Source organism: Pedobacter hiemivivus, assembly GCF_004331685.1.
Classification (GTDB): Bacteria; Bacteroidota; Bacteroidia; order Sphingobacteriales; family Sphingobacteriaceae; genus Pedobacter; species Pedobacter hiemivivus.
In genome coordinates, this window is record NZ_SJSM01000001.1 from 720,922 (window position 1) to 735,136 (window position 14,215).

The window sequence follows — 14,215 nt, forward strand, 5'->3', positions numbered from 1 at the left end:
AACGACCTGTGAGTTAAACTCACAGGTCGTTTTTTGTTTATCAGTCTTTAGTAAACCCTAGTTAATATGCTGGATCATTTGGTTAATATCATGGATCATTTAGTTAATATGCTGGATTAAACTAAATGATCCAGGCAAAAAATAGGGCGTATCATTAAACATGATACGCCCTATTTTTTGTCCGTTCGTCATGCTGAATTTATTTCAGCATCACTCCTGAGCATGTTTTGATAGCTGGTGCGAGGTCCTGAAATAAATTCAGCATGACGACCGTATTAGTAGAAGGTTCAAAAAACAATCTGTCATTGGTTAGTTGATAATTCTTTTAACATGTTTACGAACAACTTCCCCGCTACTGGATCAGTGATCCCCTTATCCAACATCATTTCTGATAAGATAACAGTTCCAGTATTTTTGATCTTTACTATTGGAAAGCCTTTAATATCATCCAGTTTTTTGATGCGTTCAGCTACATTCCCTTCCAGGTATCCATGAATTTTAACGAATGATGCTAGTGCTTCTGCACCTTGATCACGATTAATTTTGTAGGCATTTTTCATAACCAAAGGATTCTCTCTCTTATTGTTATTAAAGTACCTTGTATCCATTGGATCAATATCATCAAACACCGTTGATTCAGGGATCTCGATAGAAACGATTTCTCCATTTTCTTGCAAAACATCACGGATCTGTTCTGGAAATAGAGAGACTGCTAGTTTTCCTGAATTTAACAGCAATAATTTACCCCCTCCTGCAATAAAAGCTTTAATCTGGCCAATCTCAGTCGCGGAAGTATTTGAAGCGTCTAAGCCGCTTAAAATCAATATAGCCGATTTTTGTTGGATTCCCTCTGTTACCGAATTAAGCTTTTTATAGGTCAAACCAACATAATCAGCAACAGCTGTGGTTTTATCAGCTTTATCAACAAGCACAACGGTTTTTCCCTTCAAGGCATCTGTGCCCAACCATTTTTGATCAGAAAGTAATAGTTCGTAATCATTTTCTGAAACAACTTTCCCTTTTTCCAGTAACCTCAAAACCAACTTTGCGTTAACTTTTGAAGTTGGTAAAGTTGCTGGAATATTAATTTTAGGTGTGATCCATTTACGTCCATAATAGGCTACCGGGGCAATAGCCTCTTTACCACTTGCGATCGCTTTACCATCAGTACCTTGTATTGACCACTGCAATTCAGTTTCAGCAAGCTCTGTTCCTTCATCTCTATCATTTACAACGTAAATCCTTGCTGGCAACTGTGTCCCAGCATAAAAATGTCTACCCCAAATTTCTGCAGAAACAAGTATCGGCTGCAGTGCTTTTTTCATAGCCAAATAGCTTGGATGTGGCGTAATTTTATCTGCCAGATAGATATTCTTAAACCAGGTTAATGCGGCAAAATGCAAGATACCAGCAGCCTTTTCGTTTGTTCTGCGAACTGCTTCTGCAGATTCCCTTGTAATGAATGTTTGCGCTTTTAAGAAATATTCAGGGTTGGCAAATTCATAAGCATAGTTGCCGACAAGTGATGCTGGATTTTGATGCACATAGGTATAAAATCGTGTTGGATGTCCAGTTTCACTAGCATAACCTGTAGAAAACTCCTGACTAATTAATGGTCGGCCTTCATTTTTAAAGCTCTTTTGCCATTCGCCATTAAATTCATTAAAGATTGATCCGTGGTACCAGTTGATGTACCAGTGGTGATCATCAATATCGCCATCATCAATTTTAGTAAAGAAATCTTTACCAAATTTCTTTTCATTTCGGGTGTAATTAGAATCAAAACAAACCGGTCTTGTCGGATCAATCTGGCGGATCCTTTTAACTACATCAGAGATGATTGCCATTTTAAGTTTGGCTTGTTCAAAATCAGGATCATTGTCGTAGAATTTCATCTCGTTATTCACCGTCCAAAACAATAAAGCCGGATGATTTCTATATTTCTTGATTAAATCATAAAACTCATTTTTCCAAAGTTCTATTAATTTGGGATCAGGCATACTACTCTTAATCATCAACCATGGCCAGCCACCTTCGTAGCTTACACCTACCCCATTGTGATCTGATGAGGACAACCACAATTCATTATATGGAGCAGTATGGGTACGGGTAACCATAATATTTCCATCATGCAATAGTTTATTGAACTGATTGGCAAGGGCCGTATCATTAGGTGCCAGCGACATTGGCGTATGGTTCCCTCCTCTTAGCCAATATTGCTTATCATTTAAATAAAAGAAGTCGCCCTTAGCTTGGAATGTTCTGAATCCTGATACAATCATCTGCCTATCCGACTCTTTACCGGCAGCATTGACTACAAAATTGAAATTATATAGGTTTGGAGCCGCTGGAGTCCACAATAACGGTTTCAAATTGCCCACGCTATATGTGAATGTCTTTTCTTCGCCAGCATTTAAAGAGAGGTCTTTTAAACTTGCCGCATCATATAATTTGGCCTTACTTTTCTCCGAATCAATTGCCGTTGAAATCGAAAACTTTTGTGAACTGCTCGTATTATTTTTTACAGTTACCTCAAAATCAGCTCCCGTTAGTTTTGGCTTGATATAGACATCGGTAATCCTTACCGGCTCCGAAATCACCAAGGCTACAGGCTGCCAGATTCCGGCAGGATCATCATTATAGAAACCATGCGCCAGATCTTTCAACATTTTATTGGTAACTGGAACGGTTACAGCAACGTCAGTCACTTTATCTGCATCTTTAATGTCTTTTACATAATCACGGGATACTTTAACAACAATCAGGTTTTTTCCAGGCTTTAAAAAAGGTGTAGCATTCACTTTAAATTCTCCAAACATCCCAATATGTGGATCTGAAGCTCTTTTTCCATTGATAAATACCTCGCCAATTTTTGATACCGCATCAAAAGTTAATTCCAGATATTTTCCACTAATATTTTCCGGCAGTTCAATCCATTGCCTGTAATAGCCAACATCAGTTTTTTTATAATCAAAGGTGTATCCTTCACAACGTTCAATCTCCTTTTGATAATAATTATCCGCAACGCCTTTACTAGCAGTATTGTATCTTTCTCCATGAAGCCATTCCCTGTTTGGATTCCAGAATTGAGGAACAGTCATCACATGCCAGTTCTTATCGGATACAGTAGGTAAAATTGCCTCAGTAGCATTGGACTCATAACCAGGACTAAACAACCAGGCACCATTTAAAGATACTTTTGTTCTGGATTGACCTACTGATTTAATCTGGATGGCTCGATACGCAGCCCTTTGTTTGATACGCAGCTGATCTTTATCATCTCTTTTTACCTGATATTCCTTTACCGGATTACCAGAGAAATAATCATCGGCCAGTGATTTGATTTTTAAATCATCGAATTCTGTATTGATCCAGCTGCCACCAAGCACTACTTTACCTTTCGGAGAAATCAGCGCATTTGGATCTTGAACATCGATCCAAGGCAGGGTTTCATTATTCAAAAAAACTTTGATGCGGTTGCCCACAATCTGAACTTTTATATCGTACCATTTACCCGGAGTCAATGGAAAATCAAGATGTCTTAGGGCAAGATGATCATCTGCGCCCATATAGCCTAATCTGGCCAGATATAAGTCGTTTTGAATACCGCCTCTCAGGCCAAGAATATACCGATCGTTTCTGCTGGAAGCCCTAAATCCTGACCAAATTTGAACCTCTTTTTCATTTTCTGGTGTACGAGCTTTAAAACTAAATTCGTAATGAACCATATCTGCATCGCCAAACATTGCATAGGCATCTTTACTTTTTAAAACTCCATTTTCTGTTTTAAGTAATCCTTTACCGATTTTATCCAGCTTATTTTTAGGATTATCAAACTTTTCTGTTAAATCAATCTTTGATTGCGCGAACAGATTTACAGTAAAAAAAAGCAACATTAAAGGAACGGCTCGAAACAGGTATATTTTTTTTATCGTCATTGTGTGTTATAATTGGTATAAAAAGTAAAACAGCCTTAGTGTTTAACTTTATAAAACTTATAGGCAAAAAGGAAGATCACGACATAACAAATGATCGGGGCATAATAGGCATTCGCGATTCCAGCTCTGTCGGCTATAGCTCCCATAATAAAAGGGAAAAATGCGCCACCAACAACGCCCATTGACAAGTATGAAGCGGCTTGCTGGGTACGTGCGCCAAGGTTTTTAAGGCCTAAACTAAATATAGTAGGGAACATGATGCTAAAGAAGAAATTGATCATCAATAAAGCAACGAAAGACATTACACCAAAGCTTTGAGCAACGATGATACACATCACAATGTTTCCTAAAGCAAATATTGCCAGGAGCTTATTTGGAGCAATTACACGCATTAAAAACGTGCCTATAAAACGTCCCGCCAGCATCATCCCCATAAACAAAACCATATAATTTCCAGCTTCTGAATCGCTAAAGCCCATTTTTTCGTGACCATAATTAATAAAGAAGGCCCATGTTCCTGCCTGTGCAGCCACATTAAAGAACTGCGCTGCAACAGCCCACACAAAATGTTTGTGATCAAATAGCTTTTTATCTGGTGCAAAATCTATATTCTCTGCATCCAGAGATGAAACCGCATGCGGATCTGTAGTTTCCGGGACTTTAACAAAAGAAAACGATATGGAAACCAACAAAATAACTAAGCCAATTACCGCATATAGTATTTTAACGGAAGTAAGGTCTGTACTACCTTCTACATTATTGCTCAATAAAAAGTAGCTACCAATTGCTGGACCTAACATGGCACCAACGGCGTTAAAAGACTGTGCAAAGTTGATGCGTTGATCACTGGTGCGCTGATCTCCGAGTGAAGCAACAAATGGGTGTGCAACAGTTTCTAGCGTAGATAAGCCACAACCCACAATAAACAGGGCAATGCCGAAAAAAGCGAAGGAGGAAATATTGGCAGCAGGTACAAAAAGAAATGCCCCTATCGCAAAAAGCGATAAGCCTAGTAATACCCCTTTTTTATAGCCAAAGCGTTTCATAAACAAACCCGCAGGTATACCCATCACAGCATAAGCACCAAAAACAGCAAACTGTACAAAGGCTGACTGTGATTTGGAAAGACTCATGGTATGTTGAAAATGTTTGTTCAATACATCAGCCATAGTAATGGCAATGCCCCAGAACATAAAAAGTGAAGTGACAAAGACAAGCGTGAGCAGGAATTTTTTGTCAGTAAATGCGACTTTAGTTGTTGATTCGTTCATATTACTTGGTTTGGTTTTTAATGATTAAGTTTAGTTGGCCTGAAATGTATATAGCTGACCGGCCTTTGTATCGAAGTCAAAAAGAAAGGTTGCTCCGATCTCCACTGCGTTTAGTTTAGCTTTGGCTGAAATGATAGGAACCGGGGTCTTATCAACCTGATAAAATTCATTTGAATTTGAACCTTTAGCAGGTTTTAGTATGGATCCCTTTATGCCTTTCAACTTATTGGGTACACGTAACCGACAGTTACCGCCTTTTAATGACCTGATCACAACCTGCTTCAACTTCCCGTTTTCCCATTGCAGATTTACTACCTCAAAGCCGCCTCTTGCCTTTAAGCCCTTAATACTTCCATTCTTCCACACATCGGGTAAGGCCGGTAGCAGATGTATGGCACCGTCATAGCTTTGAAGTAGCATTTCTGCTATTCCGGAAGTACATCCAAAGTTTCCATCAATTTGAAATGGAGGATGGGCATCAAATAAGTTCGGATAGGTACCCCCACCTTCGGCTTTTTCACGGACTGGAGACAACTGATCGGTCAGCAGTTTATACGCGTGATTCCCATCCAGAAACCTTGCCCAAAGGTTTACTTTCCAACCCATAGACCAACCTGTAGATAAATCCCCACGTTGAATAAGTGAAGTTCTTGCCGCATCAAACAATTCCGGAGTACGATAAGCGGATATCTGACCTGCAGGATATAAGCCAAACAAATGTGATACATGCCTGTGCTTATCCCTTGGATTGTCCAAATCCTGCAACCATTCCTGCAGCTGCCCGTATTGGCCAATTTGCATTGGAGGTAGCCGTTTTCTTAAACCTTTAAGCTTTTCAGCAAACTCCTTGTCCTTTGATAGCAATTCTGAAGCCCTGATTACGTTTGAAAAAAGCTCATATAAAATCTGATTATCCATGGTAACCCCGGCTGCTATTGATTTCCCTTTTGCTATAGCGGGTGCATTTTCAGGTGATATAGAGGGCGAGACTACCAACCATTTATTTACAGGCTCTTCTATTAAAAAATCTGCGTAGAATTCTGCTGATCCCTTCATCGCATCATAAACAGATCTCAGGTATTTTTGATCACCATTATATAGAAAACGGTCCCACAAGTGCCGGCTTAACCAAGCTCCCCCCATAGGCCACATTCCCGAATAAACACCATCGACAGGTCCTGTTATACGCCATAAATCTGTATTGTGATGGGCCACCCAACCTTTTGCGCCATACATAACCCTTGCAGTTTCTTTACCTGTTACGGAAAGGTCCTTCACCATCTGGATCAGAGGTTCATGGGTCTCCGACAAATTGGTTACTTCTGCCGGCCAGTAATTCATTTCCGTATTGATGTTAATGGTATACTTACTACCCCATGGCGGATCCATTTTATCATTCCAAATTCCCTGAAGATTAGCAGGCTGCCCGCCTGGCTGTGAGGAAGAAATTAAAAGATATCTCCCGAACTGAAAATAAAGCGCGGCAAGTTGTGGATCATTCCCCTTTGCAAAGTCAATTACTCTTTGATCCGTAGGATTTTTTATAGCTTCTGTTTTACCCAGATCGATCTTTACCCGGTGGAACAGCTTCTGATAAGCAGTAATATGATTTTTCAGCAAAACTGCATATGATTTTTTTAATGCTGGAGCAAGATTTCCCTCAGCTCGTTCAACTTCATTCCCACTGATATCTTTATAGCTGTTATAATTGGTTCCTATAGAAAGATAAAGGGTAATAGCATTCGCGTTTTCAACAGCGATAGTCGAATTTGTCGCAGAAATATTGCCGCCCTCCGCTTTAAAACGGATCTGTGACTGAAACTTAACCGCACCTTTTATTCCGTCCTTATCTCCAGATATCCCCGACAAAAGCAATTCATTATTACCTTTTGTGGAAATGGTTGATTTTTGAGGACTTGAAAACGATGCATTAAAAGTAATTTTTGAAGGCTGATCAGCGGTAATCCTGACCACAATTACATGGTCTGATAAGGAAGCAAATACCTCTCGCATAAATGTAACCCCGTTAACCATATACCTGGTCTTCGTCACCGCATTATCGATGTCCAGTTCCCGGTAATAATTAGTATAATTCTCATGACCACTAAAGTCCAGGTGAAGGTCGCCCACAGGCTGATACTTCATCCCGTTGATCTTCTCTGGTTTAATCCTGGCCGTTGCCAAATCGCTAGCTTCCGCATATTTGGCTTCAAATATCAAGCGTCTGACCTCTGTTAAAGCCGATAAGGCATTTGGATTATCATTGCGGTTGGGACCGCCAGACCATACGGTACATTCATTGAGTTTGATCAGTTCATTTGCCGGATTACCATAAACCATACCAGCGATCCTTCCATTACCAATTGGTAATGCCGCTTCCCAGATCTTTTCAGCAGGTTTATTATACCACAACTTCATTTCTTGCTGTTGGGCATACAATGAGCCACTTATAAAAAATAGGGCTAACAGAATATTTTTTTTCATTCTATTTATTTTTTGGCGCTGGAATACTAAGCTGAAACGGAATTTCTTTCCTCAGCATTTTGCCTGCGTACCCAGTCAGGTATAAATAATAATCCGAAGGGATGTCTACTTCTGGTTTTACAAACTCGATAGCTCCAACGGGTGGATTTTTGCTGATTTTAAAAATAGCCGTTCCTTCATCAACCTCATCGAACATCGCTACATAGATCATCTCCGCACCTTTTTGGATAGCACCTGATAATTGCTTCCAGAAAAATTGTCCTTTATTTCTCGGAATCTGATCCAATGGAGATTCTGGCCTCATGTTATGCCAGCTAAAGCCTGGATAAACAACAGGAACATAGTCTACTTTCTCCTGTTTACACCAGGCTATATCAGCACTAATCCTATCCATCATCTTCGGTATCCTCGATTCTATAAACCGACCAACAAACCATGGATGTATAATGTCTACCTTCTTAAATGTTTCCAACAATTGCGGGTCAGATTCCGTATCCCCCGCAAGCTCGCGCCATTGAGTAGGAACACCCAACAATATAGCACAGCCACCGTAAACTGGATCATTTTGAAGGAAATCTATAATCGCACGTACGTTTTTAAGGTTATATTTTCTGTTATCATTAAAACCAACACCCCAAAGTGCCACCAATGGTTTCTTGTTGTGGTATAGATAACTCTGGTTATTACCACGATTGGTTAACTTCATACTGTCAACCAGATTTTTAAAATCACGAATAACAAGCTGTTCATCGCCATCATGCATACCAGAAAAATCGTACATCACAGCAATTACTCTTTTATACTTTTCAGCTGCGTTGAGCGCAGCTGAAAGCACTTTATTATTATGATTGGTACCTGTTTTGGATTTGAGGTTTGCTACAAAACGTTGAATAAACGCCCCGTCAATTCCATATTGTTGCATCCATTTAAAATGAAGCTTTACTGTTGAATCATCATAAGAACTAAACAAATAAGCATTATCTCCATTTGCCAGCTTAAAGGGGGTTTTATACGTTTTATCATATTCTGATACTTCAGGCCATATTTCCACGCCAATTCTTTCTTTATCGATGTTTCCATAATGGTTCCATCCACGATTGGCGCCATCCTCTTTCGCATTAAACCAACCTTGATAGCCAGTCATCACCAAACCTTTGTAACTAGGGAATCTGGATTGCTTAGCATGCTTATTTTGAGCATGGCCAATAAGGACCATGCTACAGCAAACCAACAGTACATATATTTTTTTTCTCATGATTTCTTACTTCGACACTTTTAAATCCTGCCCAGTTCCCCATGTTTTATTTGGCATTGGTCCCATCTCCAGTTCCAGCTTACCGCCAGCAACCAATTGCTGGTGTGTAAACCAGGGCGTGTCTAGTACCTTACCATCAAACTTCGCACTTTGAATATATTTATTTTGAACCGAACTTTTGTTCGCTATAACCTGGAAGGTCTTACCATTTGGCAAATCAATAGTTACCTTTTCAAAAACCGGGCTACCAATTGTATACACAGGTATACCTGGAGTAACGGGATAAAATCCCATTGAAGAGAAAACAACAAACGCAGTCATACCACCGCCATCTTCGTCTCCCGGAATACCGAACACATTATCCTTAAACCAGGTATCCAACAGAAAGCGAATGCGCTTTTGTGTTTTCCATGGAGACGATGTATAGTTATACAGGTAAGGAATATGAAAGCTTGGCTCATTTCCCATAGAAAACTGCCCAACTAAACCTGTTGCATCCGGGAAGGTGCCCTGAAACTCATATTGACTTCTGCCTAAAGGCTCGCGGAAAAGCTGATCCAATCTGTTTTCAAAAGCCTTTGCTCCGCCCATCAAGTTCATCAAGCCACTAACATCATGTTGTACCTGCCACATATATGTCCAACCGTTGTTTTCATCATAGTAATCTCTGCCACCCATCCCGCCATCAAACTTCGGATCAATTTTAATCCAGTTACCTTTACTGTCTTTCGGCATAAATAATTTAGCGTCATTGCTCCATAAATTCTTGTAGTTAGCTCCTCTCAGGTTGAATTTTTTGTAATCCTCCTCTTTGCCCATATCCTTAGCCAATTGTCCCAGTGCCCAATCGTCATAACTATGCCCCAATGTTACCGCTACAGCCTGACGTTTTTCAAATTTATCTACTGTTGAAACATATTCCTTTTCACCTTTATGTAGCGCAGGAAAAAATCCTTTGCTGTAGTAAATATCATCAAGCTCTGTTTTAGGGCCATTTCTCCATGGAAGCATGGTAGCCTCATTGGCATTCTTTACCAAGCCTTCGTACGCTTTGGTCAAATCGAAATTCTTGAGTCCTTTTCTGTGTCCATCTAAAAAACTCAGGGTAGAGTGAAAACCATTCATACAAGCATGATCACCGAATAATACCGGGAAAGTCGGTATCCAGCCACTTTGCTCATACATCTTCACATAAGATTGTAACATATCTTCTTCCTGCGCAGGATTAAGAATTACCCTTAGCGGATGATGCGCCAGGTAAGTATCCCATGCCCAATCGTCCACATAAAAAGGACGGTTAGTTTTATGTATTTTATTGTCAAAACCACTAAAGTACTGCCCATCCTCAGTAATATCCACCATACGTTCGTAGCAACGATATAAAGCGGTATAGAATGAGCGTCTCTGCGCTTCTGTAGCTCCGGTTGTTTTGATTTGGTTGATTACTTTTGCCCATGCAGCCTCAGCAATTGCCACCTGCTGATCAAAACTTGTGCTTTTCAATTCATTCTGATAATTCTTTTTAGCTTGTTCTGCACTAACATAAGATATGGCATATTTGAATTCAACATTTCCTGTAGTATTCTCTGGAAAACGAATCCATGCCCTGGTATCCTTGCCAGTAACTTTACGAACTGGTGAGAGCTTATTATCCTGAACTGTTCCTACAACAGCGCCCTCACTAAAAACACCATACAAGTAAACCTTGATATCGCCATGGTAAACCTCAACACCAGTTATTTCGGTGGCAGAAATAAAATTAAACTCATTCAAACCATCATTGTAGTTATCCAGGAGTAATGCTTTGTTCCCTTTAGCAGGAAATTGAAATTTATAATAACCTGTTTTTTTACCCGGTGCATAGGAAACTTTAACCTCGTCATCAATAAGGTAAGTACTATAATACCATGGACGGGTAACTTCCAGGTCATGATCGTAGGTCATTTTTCCTTTCCAGCTGGAGGATTCCAAATTTTGCGTGGAAGGTTTCAATGAAAAAACTTCTCCAAGGCGATGTGAAACCACATTTAATGGAAAGCTTGAAATCTGATCATCCATATAGTCCTTTCTCTGTGGAAACATCCTGATCATTTGATTAGGTAGTTGCACAGTTGGCCGGGTTGGCTGCAACAAGTGTCCAACATTACCGATTTGGGGATCTACATATTTTAAATTTCCTGAGCCTGCGTATGTTTCTTCCTGAGCATTTACACATCCGTTGATCACGAATAGCAGCCCCAGGACTAATGATGTTCTGGCATTCAATTGAAAAATATTTTTTAACATTTTTAAGGCTTAAAGGTTAATGAGTCGGTTTTTTTTATTTAATACATGCCCATTTGACCCCTAAAAAGAGGCCATCAGTGCATAGCGATATGTATATTTATTTTACTTTGTCGTGTTTTGCAATTCTTGAATGGTCCAATTTTTATCCCTGCCCTTATGATTGTCTCTGACCTTCTTTACATCTGCAGGTCTTACGATAGAAGCTTTATTACCCATATCATTTCTGATGTAACTAATTACAGCAGCGATATATTCATCGTCGTTACTTCCCAATGCTGGCATGGCATCTGCGTAGGTTTTACCATCAACAGGGCCGGATAATCCATGAAGAAGAATTTTGATCAGCTTTTCAGGATCGCCATTCACATCTTTTACGCCCGCCAAAGGTGGTGCCGGCATACTGCTTCCGCCAATGCTTACTCCTTTTCCGTCGGCTCCATGACAAATGGCGCACAGCTGTTTAAAAATGGTTGCCCCCTTAAGTAAAACCTTTTGATCTTCTTCTGTAAGCGCTGCAGCTTTCTTGGCAGCCAAGTCACGTGCATTGTTTTTATTCTGGAAGTTTTTTTGTGATTCGACCAATAGCTTATCATTAGGAAACTTCTGCATCATATACTGTATAATGCCTTGCGCGCTATCTGACTTGTTAAATCGCATCGTCAATGCCAATTGAAAACGCACATCGGCACTAGGATCATTTTTAAGTAAATCCAATGCCTTAATGATTTGTTCATCGCCTTTTTTAACGGATTCGTCAGCGATCCAGACCGCAGTTTTACGAACTTCTGCATCTTCATCACGCAGTGCTTGCATCAATGTTTCATTGTCTAAGGATTTTAGTCCTTTCATTGTCCACAAAGCATGTATACGGCCAAGTTGGCTTGTTCCTTTGTTCAATGCCATTGCTTTTAATGCAGGAACAACGGATTTATCAGCACGAACTACAATCAGTTTTTGTGCATTATCTCGCCACCAGCCATTGGTATGCGCCAGATAAGGAACTAATTTATCTGTAGTCATATCTAGCATCTTTGGTAGATTTTTATCCGGTTTTATGCCGTCATATACCACGCGATAAATCCTTCCACGACCAATATTCTTATCAAACTTCTTTTCATCAATTTGTTTACGCAGGTAAGTTCCTTTTTTTGTCCAATTGCCTTCCTGGATAATTCCACGGTACATATCAACAATATACAAACAGCCATCCGGACCGGTTACACTGTTTACAGGTCTAAAATTCATGTCTGTAGACGCTATAAACTCTTCTTTATTATAAGCGTTTTTCAAAGTTATTTTACCGTTTGTATTGATCACTTTCGCACGTCTGATCAAACGCCCTACTGGTTCACATATAAAAAGATCCCCCTGAACATCAGCCGGCAATGCTGTACCTCTAAATACCGATTGACCTGTACACGCTGTAAACTGATTTAGCGTGCTGTCGGGCCTTAATCTATTTAAACCACCCTGAACATCCGGAGTGGAAATAATTGGCCATACAGCTTTAAATTCGTTATCATATTGATCATTAAAATCAAACCTGCCGTAAGAAGGGTTTTGTTGGAAGTTAAGTGCAGGTGTCTCCGCTCCTGCTGCAGAAAAAAACAATCTTCCGTAATTGTCACTGGTTAAACCCCATTGGCCTCCCGGACCTTCATGTAAGTACTCTGCTTTAAGCATACCATCTTCATAGTAATAGCGCTTATTTTCGACAGTCACATATATTTTATTGTCCAGGTTCCAGATCAAGCCACTTTTTTGGTGCTCTAAATTGCTGGTACTGATGTCATCATTTCTGAAAACTAATTTCTTTTCATCAGCTTTACCGTCACCATTGGTATCCCGGTAGCTATAAATATTATTGGAATTGGTCTCATTCACTAAAATTCTATCATCCAGCGCCAGAATCATCCTTGGCAAAAGCAAATTATCTATAAAGACAACCGACTTATCCATTTTCCCATCTCCGTTGGTGTCTTCCAGCCGCTTAACTCTACTCACAGCCTTCATTTCACCAGTACCCTCTGCGTCTTGCATATAGGTATTCATCTCAGCCACGTACATTCTACCGTTCGCGTCCCATGTAATTGCCACTGGTTCATGAATCATAGGTTCGCTTGCCACCAATTCCAAATGATATCCTTTTGGTAGGTGTATGGTTTTCAAACTCTCCTGAGGAGATAAATAAGCTGGTGATGGGTTATTAATCACAATAATATTTCCATTGGCATCACGTTGTACGATTTGCCTGGATATTTTACAAGTATAAATAAGCATCGACAGTGCCAGCATGCTCAATACAAGTTTCTTACGCTGCTTCATATTTTGTTGCATTCGTTTATTTTAATATTGAGGTTACTTAAGTGAGAGTATATATTTAACCATCTTTTTTGCGTCAAGCTGCGACAACGCTGAATGTGCAGACATAGGTACCTGTCCCCAGACACCAGTACCACCACTTATAATTTTATAAGCTAATGAAGTGTAATTATCTTCTGTTGCCGGGTACTTTTTTGCGACTTGTAGAAAACCCGGTCCCACTAGCTTAACATCCGTCTTGTGGCAAGCCACACAATCAGACTTTTGGATTAAAGCTTTTCCAGCTAGAATATCGGCTGCCGATGCAACAGTAGAAATGGATTTCTTAACAGGAATATTCTTTTTTTTTGCTGTCTGTGCAAAACTGCTGTTTGCCAGGACTAAAATTGTAAATGCTGTGGACAACAAACTCCACTTCTGTTTTTTCATGCTTAATAGTTTTATTTGGTCAGGCCTCGGTTTGTGTATGATTAATACATTAACATATGTATTTAATTTATACCAAGATTACGTCCAGCCTATTAATTATTACATAATAAATCATTAACAAAAGGCTTAATTCAACTTTTTATCTTAAAAAAATCAATATTTAAGGCAAAAAAGGACATAAGAATGAATTCCCTTGCAGCATTAAGAAAAATTTAGAAAATGAGGATACC

General features: G+C 39.6%; 7 protein-coding genes. All 7 read right to left on the minus strand.

The window, feature by feature from the left end; genetic code table 11:
* Positions 1-302: 302 nt before the first annotated feature.
* The 7 genes from EZ444_RS02595 to EZ444_RS02625 all read right to left on the minus strand — a co-directional run bounded on the left by EZ444_RS02595 (position 303) and on the right by EZ444_RS02625 (position 13,985).
* On the minus strand, positions 303-3,938 hold the full coding sequence (locus EZ444_RS02595; RefSeq protein WP_205945190.1) for a glycoside hydrolase family 2 protein: 3,636 nt from the start codon (positions 3,936-3,938) through the stop codon (positions 303-305).
* A gap of 35 nt (positions 3,939-3,973) precedes the next feature.
* Positions 3,974-5,209: an L-fucose:H+ symporter permease gene (gene fucP, locus EZ444_RS02600; protein WP_131606933.1), complete on the minus strand. Its 1,236-nt coding sequence runs from the start codon at positions 5,207-5,209 to the stop codon at positions 3,974-3,976.
* A 30-nt stretch (positions 5,210-5,239) separates the two neighbouring features.
* Positions 5,240-7,693 carry a glycoside hydrolase family 95 protein gene (locus tag EZ444_RS02605; RefSeq protein WP_131606935.1) on the minus strand — a complete coding sequence of 818 codons (2,454 nt, stop codon included), beginning with the start codon at positions 7,691-7,693 and terminating at the stop codon, positions 5,240-5,242.
* Position 7,694: 1 nt separating this feature from the next.
* The gene (locus tag EZ444_RS02610) at positions 7,695-8,948 is read right to left on the minus strand and encodes a glycoside hydrolase family 71/99-like protein (protein WP_131606937.1); all 1,254 of its coding nucleotides are present in this window, start codon (positions 8,946-8,948) and stop codon (positions 7,695-7,697) included.
* Positions 8,949-8,954: 6 nt separating this feature from the next.
* Positions 8,955-11,234: a GH92 family glycosyl hydrolase gene (locus EZ444_RS02615; RefSeq protein ID WP_131606939.1), complete on the minus strand. Its 2,280-nt coding sequence runs from the start codon at positions 11,232-11,234 to the stop codon at positions 8,955-8,957.
* A 102-nt stretch (positions 11,235-11,336) separates the two neighbouring features.
* Positions 11,337-13,571: a DUF7133 domain-containing protein gene (locus tag EZ444_RS02620; RefSeq protein WP_205945191.1), complete on the minus strand. Its 2,235-nt coding sequence runs from the start codon at positions 13,569-13,571 to the stop codon at positions 11,337-11,339.
* 21 nt (positions 13,572-13,592) lie between these two features.
* On the minus strand, positions 13,593-13,985 hold the full coding sequence (locus EZ444_RS02625) for a c-type cytochrome (RefSeq protein ID WP_131606941.1): 393 nt from the start codon (positions 13,983-13,985) through the stop codon (positions 13,593-13,595).
* Between the last annotated feature and the right edge of the window lie 230 nt (positions 13,986-14,215).